At 69.1% G+C, this 16,616-nt stretch carries 12 protein-coding genes; 5 read left to right on the top strand and 7 right to left on the bottom strand.

The annotated features are described in order from the left end of the window. Positions 1 to 29 precede the first annotated feature (29 nt). The 5 genes from yihA to fghA all read left to right on the top strand — a co-directional run bounded on the left by yihA (position 30) and on the right by fghA (position 7,062). Positions 30 to 635, top strand: coding sequence for a ribosome biogenesis GTP-binding protein YihA/YsxC (gene yihA, locus SNE34_RS11250; protein ID WP_332617222.1), 606 nt, complete (start codon positions 30 to 32; stop codon positions 633 to 635). Positions 636 to 771: 136 nt separating this feature from the next. Beyond that, a complete protein-coding gene (locus tag SNE34_RS11245) occupies positions 772 to 2,160 on the top strand; it encodes a glutamate--cysteine ligase (RefSeq protein ID WP_332617220.1) in 1,389 nt (462 codons plus the stop codon). A gap of 15 nt (positions 2,161 to 2,175) precedes the next feature. Beyond that, complete coding sequence (ppc, locus tag SNE34_RS11240; protein ID WP_332617219.1) at positions 2,176 to 4,944, top strand: phosphoenolpyruvate carboxylase; 2,769 nt, start codon at positions 2,176 to 2,178, stop codon at positions 4,942 to 4,944. A gap of 166 nt (positions 4,945 to 5,110) precedes the next feature. Continuing rightward, on the top strand, positions 5,111 to 6,220 hold the full coding sequence (locus SNE34_RS11235; RefSeq protein WP_332617217.1) for an S-(hydroxymethyl)glutathione dehydrogenase/class III alcohol dehydrogenase: 1,110 nt from the start codon (positions 5,111 to 5,113) through the stop codon (positions 6,218 to 6,220). Between the two features lie 11 nt (positions 6,221 to 6,231). Further along, entirely contained in the window at positions 6,232 to 7,062 is an 831-nt protein-coding gene (gene fghA, locus SNE34_RS11230; protein WP_332617215.1) for an S-formylglutathione hydrolase, read from the top strand. A gap of 95 nt (positions 7,063 to 7,157) precedes the next feature. Here fghA and SNE34_RS11225 read toward each other — a convergent pair whose 3' ends face one another. The 7 genes from SNE34_RS11225 to SNE34_RS11195 all read right to left on the bottom strand — a co-directional run bounded on the left by SNE34_RS11225 (position 7,158) and on the right by SNE34_RS11195 (position 16,602). Then, complete coding sequence (locus SNE34_RS11225; protein WP_332617214.1) at positions 7,158 to 7,835, bottom strand: Dph6-related ATP pyrophosphatase; 678 nt, start codon at positions 7,833 to 7,835, stop codon at positions 7,158 to 7,160. Between the two features lie 118 nt (positions 7,836 to 7,953). Further along, positions 7,954 to 8,298: a hypothetical protein gene (locus tag SNE34_RS11220; RefSeq protein ID WP_332617212.1), complete on the bottom strand. Its 345-nt coding sequence runs from the start codon at positions 8,296 to 8,298 to the stop codon at positions 7,954 to 7,956. Between the two features lie 231 nt (positions 8,299 to 8,529). Then, complete coding sequence (locus SNE34_RS11215) at positions 8,530 to 12,048, bottom strand: amidohydrolase family protein (RefSeq protein ID WP_332617210.1); 3,519 nt, start codon at positions 12,046 to 12,048, stop codon at positions 8,530 to 8,532. A 96-nt stretch (positions 12,049 to 12,144) separates the two neighbouring features. After that, positions 12,145 to 13,092 carry a DegV family protein gene (locus tag SNE34_RS11210; protein ID WP_332617208.1) on the bottom strand — a complete coding sequence of 316 codons (948 nt, stop codon included), beginning with the start codon at positions 13,090 to 13,092 and terminating at the stop codon, positions 12,145 to 12,147. 88 nt (positions 13,093 to 13,180) lie between these two features. Continuing rightward, a complete protein-coding gene (locus SNE34_RS11205; RefSeq protein ID WP_332617206.1) occupies positions 13,181 to 13,588 on the bottom strand; it encodes a DUF1761 domain-containing protein in 408 nt (135 codons plus the stop codon). A gap of 240 nt (positions 13,589 to 13,828) precedes the next feature. Beyond that, positions 13,829 to 15,103 carry an amidohydrolase family protein gene (locus SNE34_RS11200; protein WP_332617325.1) on the bottom strand — a complete coding sequence of 425 codons (1,275 nt, stop codon included), beginning with the start codon at positions 15,101 to 15,103 and terminating at the stop codon, positions 13,829 to 13,831. 50 nt (positions 15,104 to 15,153) lie between these two features. Continuing rightward, entirely contained in the window at positions 15,154 to 16,602 is a 1,449-nt protein-coding gene (locus tag SNE34_RS11195) for an amidohydrolase (RefSeq protein WP_425604512.1), read from the bottom strand. Positions 16,603 to 16,616 lie beyond the last annotated feature (14 nt).

The following is a 16,616-nucleotide window of genomic DNA, read 5'->3' as shown; positions in this document are numbered from 1 at the left end:
GGACCGCCCCGCCGTGCGATCCTAGCGCCATGGCCAATCCCCTTGCCCGCGCCCAGTACATGCTGGCGGCGCACAATCCGCAGCAGCTGCCGCCCGACGGCGGTTTCGAGGTCGCGTTCGCCGGCCGTTCCAACGCCGGCAAGTCCAGCGCGCTCAACGCGATCTGCCAGCAGAACGCGCTGGCACGGGTCTCCAAGACCCCCGGGCGGACCCAGCAACTGGTGTTCTTCGACATACCGCCGACCACCGACCGCTTCCTCGTCGACCTGCCCGGCTACGGCTACGCCAAGGTCCCGAAGGACCTGCAGGCGCACTGGCAGGCCTTCATCGACAAGTACTTCGCCACCCGCGAGGCGCTCAAGGGGCTGGTGGTGGTGATGGACATCCGCCACCCGCTGAAGGACTACGACAGGCAGATGCTCGGCTACGCGGTCAGCCGCGGGCTGCCGGCGCACGCGATCCTGACCAAGGCCGACAAGCTCGGCCGCGGCGCCCAGGGCAACGCGCTGCTGGCGGTGCGCAAACTGATGCAGGCCGAATACGGCGACGCGGTCAGCGTGCAACTGTTCTCCGGCGAGTCCAAACAGGGCGTCGACGAGGCGCGCGCGGTGATCGGCGGCTGGTTGCAGCTGTAGACCGTCCCGTGGGCGGGCCGCAGCGTTGCGGGTTCGCGACGCTATCGGCACGCCGCCGCTCGCTACACTGCGCGGACTCTTGCGAATGCCGGCCGCGCGCCGCATATCGCCGGCTCCCCCGTCCCGCGAGGTGCATGTGTCCGGTCCCAGCCACGTCAAGGATCTGCTGATCGAACCCGGCGCCGCCGGCCGCGCGCAACTGATCGATTACCTCGCCTCCGGCGTGCGCCCGCGCGAAGACTGGAAGATCGGCACCGAGCACGAGAAGTTCGGCTTCCGCAGCGACGATCTGCGGCCGCCGACCTTCGATGGCGAACGCGGGATCGAGGCGTTGCTCAAGGGCCTGGTGCGGTTTGGCTGGGAACCGGTGGAAGAGCCGACCGACAGCGGTCCGCGGGTGATCGCGCTGACCCGTGACGGCGCCTCGGTGTCGCTGGAGCCCGCCGGCCAACTGGAACTGTCCGGCGCCCCGCTCGACACCCTGCACGAGACCTGCCGCGAAGCCTCGACCCACCTGCATGAGGTCCGCAGCGTTGCCGAACCGATGGGGCTGGGTTTCCTCGGCATGGGCTTCCAGCCCAAGTGGCGCCGCGACGAGATGCCGTGGATGCCGAAGGGCCGCTACAAGATCATGCGCGAGTACATGCCCAAGGTCGGCCAGCTCGGCCTCGACATGATGACCCGCACCTGCACCGTGCAGGTCAACCTCGATGTCGGCTCCGAGGCCGACATGGTCAAGAAGTTCCGGGTCTCGCTGGCGCTGCAGTCGATTGCCACCGCGCTGTTCGCCGACTCGCCGTTCACCGAGGGCCAGCCCAACGGTTTCCTCAGCTACCGCTCGCAGATCTGGACCGACACCGACGCCGGCCGCACCGGCCTGCTCGACTTCGTGTTCGAGGACGGCTTCGGCTACGAACGCTACGTCGACTATTTGCTCGACGTGCCGATGTACTTCGTCTACCGCGACGGCCGCTACATCGACGCGGCCGGACAGTCGTTCCGCGACTACCTCGACGGCAGGTTGCCGGCCTACCCGGGCCACACCCCGACCCTGCAGGACTGGGCCGACCACAGCACCACCGCGTTCCCCGAAGTGCGGCTGAAGAAGTACCTGGAGATGCGCGGCGCCGACTCCGGTCCGTGGAACCGGATCTGCGCGTTGCCGGCGTTCTGGACCGGGCTGCTGTATGACGACACCGCTCTGGATGCAGCGTGGGATCTGGTCAAGGACTTCAGCCTCGCCGAGATCCATGCGTTGCGCGACGGCGTGCCCAGGCACGCATTCAAGCTGCCGTTCCGTAACGGGACCGTGCTCGACCTCGCCCGCCGCGCGGTGCAGATCGCCGCCCACGGCCTGGCCCGGCGCGCGCGTCTCAACGACAACGACAGCGACGAGAGCATCTTCCTCGGCCCGCTGATGGAACTGGTCGAGGCCGGCAGCACGTCGGCCGAGCGCAAGCTGGAACTGTTCCACGGCCCGTGGCGCGGCAGCGTCGACCCGGTATTCAGGGAATTCGCCTACTAGTTGTAGCCTTGGGGCATGACCGATGCCCCCGAGCCGTCCGAAGAACCGCTGCGCACCGTCGCATTCGCCGCCACCGACACCCTGCTGCGCGAGGACGTCAAGCTGCTTGGCGCCCTGGTCGGCGAAATCCTCGCCGAGCAACGCGGCTCGGATTTCCTCGCCGAGGTCGAGCGCCTGCGCCGCTCCGCGATCGGCCGCCGCGAGAACGCCGCGCCGGTGAGCGAGCTGGTCGACGCGCTGGCTTCCTCGACCGCGGACCTGCGGCACGCCACCGACCTGCAGCACGCCAGCGACCTGGTCCGCGCGTTCTCGACCTATTTCCAGGCGGTCAACCTGGCCGAACGCGTGCACCGCATCCGCCGTCGCCGCGAGCACGAACGCGCCGGTGACGGCGCCCAGCCCGGTGGCCTGCGCGACGTCGTCGGTCGCCTGGCGAAGCAGGGCGTCGGCGCCGACGAGGTCAAAGCGTTGCTGCCGCGATTGCGGATCGAACCGGTGTTCACCGCCCATCCGACCGAAGCGGTGCGCCGGGTGTTGCTGCACAAGGAGCACCAGATCGTCGCCGCGCTGGTCGCCGACATCGACCGCGGCCGCACCCCGGCCGAGCGTCGCGCCGACCGCGAACGCATCCGCCTGGCGCTGACCGCGAGCTGGCAGACCGCCGAGGCCGCGACCGCCAAGCCGAGCGTCGCCGACGAGTTCGAGCACGTCGGCTTCTACCTGTCGGAAGTGCTGTACCGGGTGCTGCCGGTGTTCCACGAAGCGTTCGACGAGGCCCTGCGTGAACACTATCCCGACGCATCGATGGAGCTGCCCGACGTGCTTGGTTTCGGCAGCTGGGTCGGCGGCGACATGGACGGCAACCCCAACGTCGGCGCCGCCACGATCGCCGCGACACTCGCCAGCCAGCGCGCGCTGGTGCTGGCGGCGTACCGGCGCGACCTCGACGCGCTCGGCGAGCTGCTGAGCCAGTCGCAGGCCCGGGTCGAGGTCGATGCTGCGGTGCTGGCGCGGATCGACGAATACCGCGCGCTGTTGCCGGCCGCAACCGAGCGACTGCACCCGCGCCACGCAGACATGCCGTACCGCAACCTGGTCAACCTGATGGTCGCGCGGCTGTGGGCGACCAGCCACGACGAGCCGGCGGCCTATCCCGACGCCGCAGCGTTCGAGGCCGACATCGGCCTGATCGCCACCAGCCTGCAGGCCCACCGCGGCGAGCATGCCGGCGGTTTCGCGGTGCGCCGGTTGCAGCGGCGCGCGCGCAGCTTCGGCTTCCACCTCGCCAGCCTCGACCTGCGCCAGGACTCGGCGGTGCACGACGCCGCGCTGGCGGCGTTGCTCGGCGACGACCAGTGGCCGACGCGCAGCGCCGGCGATCGCGCCACGCGCCTGCACGGCTTGATCGAAGGCGACCAGGCCGCCGCCTCCGACGACGCCACCGCGATGTCGACCCTCGACGTGTTCCGCACCGTCGCCGAACTGCGGCCGCGTTACGGCGAGCGCGTGTTCGGGCCTTACATCATCAGCATGAGTCGCAGCGCCGCCGATGCACTGGCGGTGCTGGCGCTGGCGCGGATCGGCGGGTGCGTCGAAGCCGGGCAGGTGCCGCTCGACGTGGCGCCGCTGTTCGAGACCGTCGACGATCTCGACGCCGCGCCGGCGACCTTGCGCGAGCTGTTCGCGGATCCGGTCTACCGCCGGCACCTGGCCGCGCGCGGCAATCGCCAGGTGGTGATGCTCGGCTATTCCGACAGCGCCAAGGACGGCGGCATCGTCGCCTCGCGCTGGGCGCTGCAGCGCACCCAGATCGCGCTGACCGAACTGGCCCGCGACAGCGGCGTGCGGATCGCGTTCTTCCACGGCCGCGGCGGCTCGGTCAGCCGCGGCGGCGGCAAGACCGAGCGCGCGGTGATCGCCGCGCCGCGCGGCTCGGTCGACGGTTTCCTGCGCCTGACCGAGCAGGGCGAGGTGATCCACCGCAAGTACGGCATCCGCGCGCTGGCGCTGCGCAACCTCGAACAGACCACCGGCGCGGTGCTGCGCGCGACGTTGCGGCCGCGACCGCCGGAACCGCGTGAGGCGCACTGGCGCGGGATCGCCGCGCAACTCGCACTCGATGCGCGCGCGCACTACCGCGCGCTGGTGCACGAACACCCGGACTTCGCCGCGTACTTCCGTGCCGCGACCCCGATCGACGTGATCGAACGGCTGCGGATCGGCTCGCGCCCGAGCAAACGTGGCAACAAAGGGGGCGTGGAGTCCCTGCGCGCGATCCCGTGGGTGTTCTCGTGGGCGCAGAACCGCTCCGGCCTGACCGCGTGGTATGGCGTCGGCACCGCGCTGGAGCGCGCGCTGCAGCAGCACGGCCGCGACACCCTGGCCGAGATGGCGCGCGACTGGCCGTTCTTCGGCACCCTCGTCGACGATGTCGAGATGGTGCTGGCCAAGTCCGACCCCGGCATTTTCGAGTGCTACTCGCGGCTTGCCACGCAGCTGCCCGAAGGCGACCTGCACGCGCGCCTGTATCCGGGCATCAAAGCGGAATTCGAGCGCACCCGCGCCGCGATCCTCGCGATCAAGGAAGAGAGCGAATTGCTGGCCCACGACCCGCGCCTGAGCCAGTCGATCCGTCTGCGCAACCCCTACATCGACCCGATCAGCCTGTTGCAGGTCGACCTGCTCGCGCGCTGGCGCGCCGGCGATCGCGAGGACGATGCGTTGCTGCAGGTCCTGATGGCGACCGTCAACGGCATCGCCGCGGGGATCCAGAACACCGGATGAGCGCCTCGCGCGCCGGGTCCCGGCTTCTTGTAGGAGCGGCTTTAGCCGCGATCGGGAATCGTTCGCTCGCGCCGATTTCAGATCGCGGCTAAAGCCGCTCCTACAGAAAAGCGGCCACCGCGTCGCCGGCCTATCATTCCTCCATCCCCGCACACCGGAGCCCAGCATGAAATCCCGCGCCGCCGTCGCCTTCGCCCCCGGCCAGCCGTTGCAGATCGTCGAGCTCGATGTCGAGCCGCCGCGCGCGGGCGAGGTGCTGGTCAGGATCACCCACACCGCGCTGTGCCACACCGATGCCTTCACTCTGTCCGGTGACGATCCGGAAGGCGTGTTCCCGGCCGTCCTCGGTCATGAGGGCGCCGGCATCGTGGTCGAGGTCGGCGAGGGCGTCACCAGCGTGAAGCCCGGTGACCACGTGATCCCGCTGTACACCGCCGAGTGTGGCGAGTGCCTGTTCTGCAAGAGCGGCAAGACCAACCTGTGCGTGTCGGTGCGCGCCACCCAGGGCAAGGGCGTGATGCCCGACGGCAGCACGCGTTTTTCGTACAACGGCGAGCCGGTCTACCATTACATGGGCTGCTCTACCTTCAGCGAGTACACGGTGGTGGCCGAGGTCTCGCTGGCGAAGGTGAACCCGGAAGCCAACCCGGAGCACGTCTGCCTGCTCGGTTGCGGCGTGACCACCGGCATCGGCGCGGTGCACAACACCGCCAAGGTGGCCGAAGGCGACACGGTCGCGGTGTTCGGCCTCGGTGCGATCGGCCTGGCGGTCATCCAGGGCGCGAAGCAGGCCAGGGCCGGGCGGATCATCGCGATCGATACCAACCCGGACAAGTTCGGGCTGGCGAAGGAGATGGGCGCGACCGACTGCGTGAACCCGAAGGACCACGACCGGCCGATCCAGCAGGTGATCGTGGAGATGACCGGGTGGGGCGTGGACCACAGCTTCGAGTGCATCGGCAACGTCAACGTGATGCGCGCGGCGCTGGAATGCGCGCACCGCGGCTGGGGCCAGAGCGTGATCATCGGCGTGGCCGGCGCCGGGCAGGAGATCAGCACGCGGCCGTTCCAGCTGGTGACGGGCCGCAAGTGGCTGGGCACCGCGTTCGGTGGAGTGAAGGGGCGCAGTCAGCTGCCAGGCATGGTCGAGGATGCGATGCGCGGCGATATCCAGCTGGCGCCGTTCGTGACCCATACGCTGCCGCTGGAGCGGATCAACGAGGCCTTCGACCTGATGCACGAAGGCAAGTCGATACGAACCGTCATCGGGTATTGATCGAGGTCGCCATGCAACGTATCGAAAACCACGCCTGCTTCGGCGGCCAGCAACAGGTCTGGCAGCACGCATCGAGCACGCTCGACTGCACGATGAAGTTCGCGGTCTACCTGCCGCCGCAGGCCGAACGCGGGCCATGCCCGGTGCTGTACTGGCTGTCGGGGCTGACCTGCAGCGAGCAGAACTTCATCCAGAAGGCCGGCGCCCAGCGCTACGCCGCCGAGCACGGGCTTGTCCTGGTCGCGCCCGATACCAGCCCGCGGGGCGACGACGTGGCCGACGACGAGGGCTGGGACCTCGGCATCGGCGCGGGGTTCTACCTCGATGCCACGCGCAAGCCGTGGGCCGCGCACTACCGCATGCACGACTACGTGGTGAACGAGTTGCCGGCGCTGGTCGACGCGCATTTCCCGACCACCACCGCGCGTGGCATCAGCGGTCATTCGATGGGCGGCCACGGCGCGCTGGTGATCGCGCTGAAGCATCCGGGCGCCTACCGCAGCGTCTCGGCGTTCGCGCCGATCGTCGCGCCGGGCCGGGTGCCGTGGGGGCGCAAGGCGTTCGCGGCCTACCTCGGCGAGGACGAGCAGGCGTGGCAGGCATGGGACGCGACCGCGCTGATCGCGAATGCGCGCGAGCGCCTGCCGCTGCTGGTCGACCAGGGCGGCGCCGACGAATTCCTCGACAGCCAGCTCAAGCCCGAACTGCTGCGTGCCGCCTGCGAAGCCGCCGGGCATCCGCTGACCTTGCGACTGCAGCCGGGCTATGACCACAGCTACTACTTCATCGCGAGCTTCATCGGCGAGCATCTCGCGCATCATGCGCGGGCGTTGAAGGGCTGAGGCACCGACCACTCTTCAGCTTTTCGTAGGAGCGGCTTTAGCCGCGATCGGGAGTCGGTGCGAGCGAACGATTTCCGATCGCGGCTAAAGCCGCTCTACAAAGGCGCCAGGGTGAATTCGGTGAAGGCGAAACGGCCGTCGCGCAGCACGGTTTCGCCGCGTTCGATCGGCAACGCGCGCTCGAACATCGGGCCGGCGTGGACCAAGGTGTGGAATTCGCCGTTCTCGCCGCAGGGGTCGCAGCCGGCCGGCAGTTCTGCCAGCAGCGCCTTGTCGAATTCGCGACCACTGAAACCGGCGTCCAGTTGCTGGGTATCGACGCAGCACAGGTTCGTGCGCAGGCCGCCCGCGATCATCGTCCGCGCCAGCGCCGCGGTGTCGGTGCCGAACAGCGGGGTCTGGATCCGCCAGCCATGGCGTGCGCACAGCGCCTCGCGCCACGCGCGTACATCGGCGAGGTAGAGGTCGCCGAAGGCAATCGTGTCGAGGCCGGGCCAGCGTTCGCGCGCGCCGGCGAGCGCTGCGGAAAACGAGGCTTCGTAGGTGTCGTTGTCGCAGCCCTGCGGGATCATCGATTCGATCAGCGGCAGGCCCACCGCATCGGCTTGCGCGTGCAGCACGTCGCGGCGGATACCGTGCATGGCGATGCGGTCGAAGCCGGCGGTCACCGTGGTCAGCAGGCCGAGCACGCGAACATCGTCGCGCTGGCGCAGGGTGTGCAGGGTCCAGGCGGCGTCCTTGCCGCCGCTCCATGCGAGCAGGAGGTTGGTCATGTCGGGCATTGTCGCGGTGGGGGTTGCTGTAGGAGCGACGTAAGTCGCGACCCCGCCGAACGTTGGAGGTGATGTACAGGTCGCGACTCACGTCGCTCATACCTGGCGAGTGTGGCGCTCAGGCCGCGGTCACGTCGCGCAATTCCCAGCCGCTGCCGGCAAGCAGGCGCAGGCGTTGCTTGAAGGTGTCGCCGGGCAGGCTGGTGGTGACCACCAGGTCGATGTGCAGGGAGTCCTGCGCGCCGGTCACGGTCGCGTTGGGGTCGGTCGCGGCCAGCCGTTCGTCGACCTCGTCGGGGTCGTCCTGGCGGACGCGCCAGCGCTGGAACAGGTTGTCGGTGCGCAGCGCGGCCTGCAACTCGCTGGCGAAGCCGTCGGCGCTGACCGCCTTGAACGACAGGTCCGGATCGGCGCCGCGGGCGCGGGTGCCGTCGGGCAGGGTGATGTAGTAGCGGGTCGCCATGGCGGTTTTCCTTGGATGAACGGGGTCAGCTTAGGGGAACCGGGATGGGACTTGCGTTAAAGATGCCGCCGGTGATCCGTTCGGGTGAATTTTCCGCGGCCTTCAACGGGATTTGTCGTCTTGTCCGGCTGGAGTTCCCGTGTTTGTAGGAGCGGCTTTAGCCGCGATCGGGAATCGGCGCGGGCGCACGGTTTCCGATCGCGGCTGAAGCCGCTCCTACATGGTGGCGAATCAGTCGAGGTGCACGTGGCCGCCGTGGCGGCCTTTCGGGCAATGGCAGACCGCGGTCGGGCCGAACTCGAGGCCGAACGTCTGGCCGTCGCGGTGGCGCTGCCAGTAGAAGTTGGGCTCCGGGGTCTCGTCGTTGCCGATCTCGGCCATGTCGGCGTCGACGTCGAACAGGCGGCCGTCGACCATCACGTAGCGGGTGTCGATGGTGGCGCGGATGTTCTCCAGCGGATTGGAGTTCAGCACCACCAGGTCGGCCTGCTTGCCGACCTCGAGCGAGCCGATGTCGGCATCCAGGCCGAGGTAATCGGCACCATCGATCGTCGCCGCGCGCAGCGCCTCGAAGTTGCTGAAGCCGCCGTGGGTCAGCAGCCAGATCTCCCAGTTCGCGCTCAGCCCCTGCAACTGGCCATGGCCGCCGATCTGGATGCCGACGCCGGCATCGCGCAGGACCTTGGCGGCCTTGGCGACTTCGACGTGGTAGTAGTCCCAGTCCGGCGCGGTCTCGCGGCGGATGCTGCGCGCATCCAGCGTCTCGCGGGGGAAGAAGCGGTTGAGCTTGTCGTTCTCCCAGACGTTGTCGCGCGCGTACCACCAGTATTCGCCCGACAGGCCGCCGTAGCTGACCACCAGGGTCGGGGTGTTGCGCACGTCGGTCTGGCTCCACAGCTCGACCACGTCCTTGTACAGCGGCGCGACCGGGATGTTGTGCTCGATGCCGGTGGCGCCGTCGAGGATCATCGTCATGTTGTGGTGGAAGGTGCTGCCGCCTTCCTCGACCACCAGCATGCCGAGCTCTCTTGCTGCCGTGTTGATCTGCTGGCGCTGCTCGCGGCGCGGCTGGTTGTAGCTCTTGACCGAGAACGCGCCGTTGGCCTGCATCCGCCGCAAATGGCTGCGGGCGTCGTCGAGCGAGTCGACCACCGCCTTGAAGTCGCCGTCGGCGCCGTACAGGATCGTGCCGGTCGAGAAGATCCGCGGGCCAACCATCTTGCCGGCCTTCTGCAGCTCGGCCTCGGAGAACACGAACTCGGTGGTCGCCGACGGGTCGTGCATGGTGGTGATGCCGAACGCGAGGTTGGTGTAGTACGCCCAGTTCTGCTGCGGCACCACGCCCTGGCCGAAGTGGGCGGCGTGGGCGTGGACGTCGATGTAGCCGGGCATGATGGTCTTGCCGGTGGCGTCGATGACATTGGCACCGGCCGGCACCGCGACCGAACCCGTGGCACCGACCGCGACGATCTCGTCGCCGCGCAACACGATCGTGCCGCTGTCGATGACCTCCTCGGAATCTTCGGCGTCACGCATGGTGATGATGCGCGCGTTGGTGAACGCGACCAGCTCGTCGGGCGCGTCGACCGGCACGCTCAGGCCGACCGCGATGCCGCCGCCGTGGACCGGCTTGGCGATCTCCGTGTTGCCGTCCGTCAGGAACGCGAAGCTCTCATCCAGCGAGCGCGAGTGGTACTTGTCACCGACCATCCAGTGCAGCGACTCGCTGTCCGCCGCCCAGTGCAGGTAGCTGCCGACGTCGGCGCTGACCGCGGTCACCGGAATCGCCTTGGAGTCCTTGCTCAACTCGATTGCCTTGCCGGTCGACACCATCGGCGCGACGTAGGCGTTGAACAGCTCGGTGAACGCGACCCACTTGCCGTCCGGACTGACCTTCACCGCATCGACGTACTTGAGGTTGAACACCTCGCGCGGGTCTTCGCCGTGCAGGCCGACCGACATCAGCTTCTTCTCCAGCCCGCCGCCGGTCAGGTACAGCACGCGGCTGCCGTCGGCGCTGAACTGTGGTGCGCTGCCCTTGTCGGCGACCCGCACCGGCTCACCGCCGCGCGCCGGCATCACGTAGACGCCCTGGTCGACCGACCACAGGCTGCCGGTCAGGCCGCTGCCGCCGCTCTTGGAATAGACGATGCGGCTGCCGTCGGGCGAGAACCGCGGGTTGTAGTAGAAGCCCTTCTCGTCGGTCAGGCGGGTGCCCTTGCCCGAACCGTTCGCGTTGCGTACGTAGATCGCGCCCATCGCCGCGTCCGACCAGGTGGTATAGAGCAGCTTGTCGCCGTCGGGGCTGAAACTGGGCTCGTATTCGTACAGGCCGTCGTTGCCGGTCAGACGCTTGGGTTCGCCGTTCGGCAGCGACTTGCGCCACAGCTTGCCGAGCGCGTGGAACACCATCGTGTCGCCATCGGCGCTGGTCGCCACGTCGCGGATCATCTTCGGTGCGAACGAGCCCTCGTCGATGTCCTGGGTGAAGCGCAGCGGTTCGGTCACGGTCTGCTCGACCTGCGCGGTAAACGGGATCTCCGTCGCCTCCCCGTCCGGCATCGTGATCCGCCACAGCTTGCCCTGCGCCCACAGCACCACCGATTTGGAATCGGGCATCCAGTCGAAGCCGGTGTACGGGCCGAAGATCGCCCAGGCCTCCTGCTGGTCGTGGCTGAGGCCGTCCCACACCGGCCGCACCTCGCCGCTGGCGAGGTCGAGCATGTGCAGCACCGACTTGTCGCGGATGCGTTTGACGAACGCCAGCGACTTGCCATCGGGCGACGGCTGCGGCCGCACCGCGCCGCCCGGGGTCGCGACCAGGGTGTCGGTCTTGCCGGTCTGGCGGTCGAGCCGCTTGATCGCGTAGATCACGTCATGCGGGTTCTTGTTGTACTGGAACGTCTCGCCGCCGCTGACGTCCTCGGAGTAATAGACGTAGCGGCCGTCGGGCGACACCGCGGGCTCGCCGAGGTCCTGCTGCTCGTTCTTCTTCTCGGTCAGTTGCAGGCCTTCCTTGCCGCCACTGACGTGGTACATCCACAGCTCGCCGGCGCCGAGCGAGCGCTCGGAGGTGAAGTGCTTGCGGCCGATGATGAAACGCCCGTCCGGCGTCCACGCCGGGTTGTTGAGCAGGCGGAAGTCCTCCTCGGTCACCTGCACCGGGTCGCTGCCGTCGATATCGATCCGCCACAGGTTGTTGCCGCCGCCGCGGTCGGAGGTGAAGGCGAACTCGGCGCCGTCGGGCGACCAGCGCGGCTGCACGTCCCAGGCCGGACCGGAGGTGATGCGCTGCGCGGTGCCGCCACCGATGGGCAGCCGGTACAGGTCGCCGAGCAGCGAGAACACCAGCTCGTCGCCGTCGGGGGCGACGTCGACATCCATCCAGGTGCCTTCATCGGTGCTGAAGCGCACGGTCTTGGTCGGGCCGTGGGCGGCGCTGACGTCCCACTCGGGCTCCTTGTCGTCCTCGCCGTCGGCGGCGGCCCGGCCCTTGGCGACGGCGGGATCGGCCTGCGCGGGGTCGGTGCCGACCGGGTCGAGCGCGTCCTGCTCCAGCTGCACCGGGTCTTCGGCGGTGTCGCTGGTGTCGCGGTCCAGCGGCGGCGCCGGCTGCGGCGGAATGGGCTGCGGTGCCGGTTGCGGCGGCTTCGGCGGCGGGTCCTGCGCGAACGGTGTGGCCAGCGCGGGCAGGGCGAGGGACGCGGACAGCGCGCTGGACAGCGCAAGGACGAGCAGGCGAGGAGTCATGGCGGCACGCATTCGGGATGAATCCTGCAGACTAGCCCGCCCCGGCGGCGCGGTCGTAGGCTGATAGTCCCGGATGCGGCCGCGATGTTGCCGCGATCAGCGCTCGAACGTGATTCCGCCTTCCGAGGCAAAGCCGACCACCAGCGCGCCCTTGCCGACGTTGACCATGCCGGTCAGGCTCATCACGCTCTCGAACACCTCGATGTTGTGCTCGGCGCAGGCCGCGCGCAGTTCGGCGTACCCCGGCAAATGGCGCATCTCGTCGAGCTCGCCGCCATAGCTCAGGCACACGGTCGGGGTCAGCAGGCCCGCGCGGATGCGCTTGATGGTGCCGGCGAACACCTTCTCCACTGCCGCTTCGAAGCCCTTGATCTTGGCCACCGGGCCGGTCTCGCCGCGGTTGCAGTGCAGCACCGGCTTGATGTCGAGCGCGCTGCCGAGCGCGGCGCTAAGCAGCCCGACGCTGCGGTCGCCCTTCTTGCGGGCGCGGGCGCGCAGGTAGTACAGGTCGCGCGGCACCAGGTAGCCATGGGTATGCAGCGCGAGGTGCTCGAGCCGGGCGCGGATCTTCGGCGCGCCTTCGCCGGCATCGCGCAGCCGCACCGCCTCGACCGCGGTGATGCCCTGGGCGGCGAACAGGTTCTGGGTGTCGACCACCCGCAGCGCGAACGGCGTGTTGTTGCCGGCCGCGGCGCGCGTGGCCTTGTAGTCGTTGAGGATCGCGAAGCCGGCCTGCTGGGCGTTGTCGAAGATCGGGCTGCGCGACTTGGTGATCGTCATGCAGAACACGTAGTCGTAGTCGATCACCAGCCGCTCGAGGAACAGCTGGTGGATCTGCTGCACCGTGTACGGCATGGTCTCCGCCTCGGCGCCGCCCTCGGCGACGTGCGCGTGCAGGAACTCCAGCGTCGCCTCTTCGTTGCGATGGTCGGCGAGCACCGCCTCGCCGATCCGCACGGTGATCGGCAATACCGTCACCTGGTGTTGCTGCAGGTACTCCAGCGGCAGGTCGCACGCCGAGTCGACCACCAGACCAATACGCATCGTTGACCCCCGGGCAGTAATGACGACTTCGTCACAAAACGCCGACAGCATACCGCTGCCACGGGGATGGGTGGGAATGGGCGGCGGATCAGCGCCAGGCGCCGATGATCAACCCGTACAAGGCGAACTGCAGGATGTGGTAGCCGCTGTCGATCATCCACAGTTTCACGCTGCGGCCGGCGAAGGCGTAGTTGATGCCGAAGCTCATCGCCACGAAGAACAGGCCGACCACGAAGCCGGCGCCGAAGCCGTCGGCCGCGCTCGCGCCGGGCGGCATCGCGACCGCGAACATCAGCGCCGCCAGCAGGCTGCAGGCGAACGCGGTCGCGAAGATCCGCGCCGGGTGTGGCGGCGCCGCGTCGGGATCGACCCCGGCCTCGCGGCACCAGGCCTTCTTGAACAGTGGCCCGTACCAGAGCCCGCCGAGCAGGAACGCGGACACCGCGGCGGCGAGGACGGCGAACCAGTTGAGGTCGAGTTGCGGCAGAGGCGGCATGGTGGGTTCCCCGGTGGTGATCGGGGCAGCTTAACCGCGTGTGGCGCCGCCGAGTCGCCCGATCGCATGCACGGGCTTTGTAGGAGCGGCTTCAGCCGCGATCGGAAACCGTTCGCCCGCGCCGACTCCAGATCGCGGCTGAAGCCGCTCCTACAAGTGCGCGGACAAATGCCCGGGACGCGCACAGTCGCTGGTCGCTACAAGGCACCAGGCCCGCGCGTGGTGGGCCCGGTGGTCACATCAACGGCTGTCGGCGGCCGGGTAGGCCCGTGGCAGACCGCCGTTTGCACGTGGCGCCTGCTGTCGCAGATACCGGTCGCGCAATTCGGTCTGGCGGCTGCGCATCTCGATCGGCTCGCCATCCATCCACACCTGCAACGCGACCGCGTTGACCTCCAGCGGGTCGCCGCTCCACAGCACCAGGTCGGCGCGCTTGCCAATCGCGATGCTGCCCAGTTCGTCGGCGACGCCGAACGCTCGCGCCGGCACCGAAGTCAGGCCGGCCAAGCCGTCGTCCCACGGCAACCCATTGGCGACCGCATTGCCGGCGAGCTGGCGGACCTTGCGTGCGTTGTGGCTGGCATCGCCGCCCTGGCTGAAACCGACCGCGACCCCGGCCGCGTCGAGCCGTGCCGCGTTCTCCAGGCTGGCGCCGATCTGGTCGAAGCTGTCGGGCAGGTTGTTCAACGGATCGACGAACACAGGCACCTTGGCCGCCGCCAGTTGCGGGGCGAGCTTCCAGGCTTCGGCGCCGCCGACGATCGCGATCTCGACGCCGTGGCGGTCGGACCAGCGCAGCAACTGGCGGATGTCGGCGGCGCGGTCGACCTCGACCGCCACCCGGCCGCCGCCGTCGAGGTACTTCTTCAGCGTCGCGCGGCCGGCCGGTGTCAGCAGCGCGGCGTTGGCGTCGGCCGCGATCCTGCCGCGGGCCTCGTCGATCAACTGGTCGAGGATCATCCACTGCGCCGCGCGCGAGCGACCGCTGAGCTCGGCGGCATCGCTGCCGAGGTCGACGAACAGCACGTTCGGACCGGCCGGGTCGACGCTGCCGTCAAGCCGCATCACCGCGCCCTGGCCGCCGATGATCGAGCCGCCTTCATCACTGCCGGCCCCGATCAGGGTCCAGCCGATACCCTCGATCCGGTTGACCGGGATCAGGATCGAGGCCGGGTTGAAGGCCAGGGTCACGTCGAACTCGGGACGCACCGTCATCAGGTGGGTTTCGGCGCCGAGCGCGAGGGTGTTGTCGACGGTCGAGCGCTCGCCCGACACCTCTTCGATGCCGATGCCGGTGACGCCGCCGAACAGGGTCGGGGTCAGCGGCCGGTCACCGGCTTCGACCACCTGGGCGCCGGCCGGCGTGGCCAGGCCGGCGCCGATCGCGGCGATGCGGCCGTTGCGCACCAGCACGTCGGTGTTTTCCAGCGTGCCCTGGGCGCCGCCGGTATGCACGGTGGCGTCGCGGATCAGCACGTCCTGCGCCTGCGCGGTCAGCGCCAGGCACGACAGCATGGCGACCGCCAGCGACGACTTCAGCGCCCGCGGGGCGACGTGGCGGCGGCTCACAGCACACCTCCGGCGCGGATCGCGTCACCGGTCGACTGGCCCAGCATGAAGTCCGACGTCGCCCGTCGCGACGGGTCGTCGATATCGTAGACCCGGGCGCCGTCGACATAGACCTGCTCGGCCTTGGCGTAGACGCTGAACGGGGTGCCGTTCCAGACCACCACGTCGGCCATCTTGCCGGCCTCCAGGGTGCCGGTCTGCTTGAGGATGCCCATCGACTTGGCCGGGTTGGCGGTCAGCCACTGGATCGCGTGTTCGGGGGTGATCTCGATGCCGGCGAGCTTGGCGTGGGCGATGACCTTGGCCGCCTCCTGGTTGAGCCGCTGGATGCCCTCGGCGGAATCGGAATGCACGATCGCGCAGCTGTTCGGCGGGCGATCGACCAGTGCGATGTTCTCCTGGATGCCGTCGAAGGCCTCCATCTTGAAGCCCCACCAGTCGGCCCACAGCGCGCCGCAGACGCCTTCGGCGGCCAGCCGGTCGGCCAGCTTGTAGGCCTCGACGCCGTGGTGGAACGCGGCGATTTCGAAATCGAACTCCTCGGCGAGGTCGAGCATCGTCGCCATCTCGTCGGCGCGGTAGCAGTGGATGTGGACCTTGATGTCGCCGTTGATCGCGCCGGCCAAGGTTTCCATCTCGAGGTCGCGCTTGCTGTCGCCGCCGTTGTCCTTCTTCTTGTCGTCGTCGCGGCCGAACCAGCCGCCGTCGCCGTTGCCGTCGTCCTTGGGCTTGCCGTTCTTCTTCAGGTACTCGGTCGCCTCGATGAACGCGGCGCGGTAGCCGGCGACGTTGCCCATCCGTGTCGACGGCCCGCCCTTTTCGCCATACACGCGCTTGGGGTTCTCGCCGCAGGCCATCTTCAGGCCGTGCGGTGCGTCGGGGAACTTCATCGCCTGGTAGGTCACCGCCGGCACGTTCTTCAGGGTCACCCCGCGGCCGCCGATCAGGTTGGCCGAACCGGGCAGGATCTGCAGCGAGGTCACGCCGCCGGCGCGGGCGGCATTGAAGCCGGGGTCCTGCGGCCACACCGAGTGTTCGGCCCAGACATTGGCGGTGACCGGCGCGGTCGCCTCGTTGCCGTCGCTGTGGGCGCGCGCGCCGGGGCTGGGATACACGCCCAGGTGCGAGTGGACGTCGATGATGCCCGGCGTCACCCACTTGCCGGTGCCGTCGATCCGGGTGGCGCCGGCCGGCGCCTGCAGGTCGCCGCCGACCGCGACGATGCGGCCGTCGGCCATCAGCACGTCGGCGTGGTCCATCCGCATGCCGGTGCCGGTCAGCACGGTGGCGTTGTCGATCAGCACCGCCGGCGCGGCGATGCGCTGGTAGGTGCTGGGGTAGGGATCCGGGCCGAACGCGGATTGCGAATCGACGGCGTGGGCGATGCCGCCGCCCAGTGCCATGGCGAGTGCGGCCGCGAGCGCGGCGAGCTGTGGTCGGTGCATCCGGTTCCCCTGGG

Origin of the sequence: Novilysobacter erysipheiresistens, assembly GCF_036663935.1 — a bacterium.
GTDB lineage: Bacteria > Pseudomonadota > Gammaproteobacteria > Xanthomonadales > Xanthomonadaceae > Novilysobacter > Novilysobacter erysipheiresistens.
The sequence above is the reverse complement of the archived record's forward strand: the minus strand, read 5'-3'. Positions and strand labels throughout refer to the sequence as shown.

Coding starts and splice junctions, on each gene's coding strand:
- ppc (WP_332617219.1), top strand. CDS start 2,176: ATGACCGATGCCCCCGAGCCGTCCGAAGAACCGCTGCGCACCGTCGCA.
- SNE34_RS11200 (WP_332617325.1), bottom strand. CDS start 15,103: ATGCTGTCGTGCCTGGCGCTGACCGCGCAGGCGCAGGACGTGCTGATC.
- yihA (WP_332617222.1), top strand. CDS start 30: ATGGCCAATCCCCTTGCCCGCGCCCAGTACATGCTGGCGGCGCACAAT.
- SNE34_RS11220 (WP_332617212.1), bottom strand. CDS start 8,298: ATGGCGACCCGCTACTACATCACCCTGCCCGACGGCACCCGCGCCCGC.
- SNE34_RS11210 (WP_332617208.1), bottom strand. CDS start 13,092: ATGCGTATTGGTCTGGTGGTCGACTCGGCGTGCGACCTGCCGCTGGAG.
- SNE34_RS11215 (WP_332617210.1), bottom strand. CDS start 12,048: ATGACTCCTCGCCTGCTCGTCCTTGCGCTGTCCAGCGCGCTGTCCGCG.
- SNE34_RS11225 (WP_332617214.1), bottom strand. CDS start 7,835: ATGACCAACCTCCTGCTCGCATGGAGCGGCGGCAAGGACGCCGCCTGG.
- SNE34_RS11195 (WP_425604512.1), bottom strand. CDS start 16,602: ATGCACCGACCACAGCTCGCCGCGCTCGCGGCCGCACTCGCCATGGCA.
- SNE34_RS11205 (WP_332617206.1), bottom strand. CDS start 13,588: ATGCCGCCTCTGCCGCAACTCGACCTCAACTGGTTCGCCGTCCTCGCC.
- SNE34_RS11235 (WP_332617217.1), top strand. CDS start 5,111: ATGAAATCCCGCGCCGCCGTCGCCTTCGCCCCCGGCCAGCCGTTGCAG.
- fghA (WP_332617215.1), top strand. CDS start 6,232: ATGCAACGTATCGAAAACCACGCCTGCTTCGGCGGCCAGCAACAGGTC.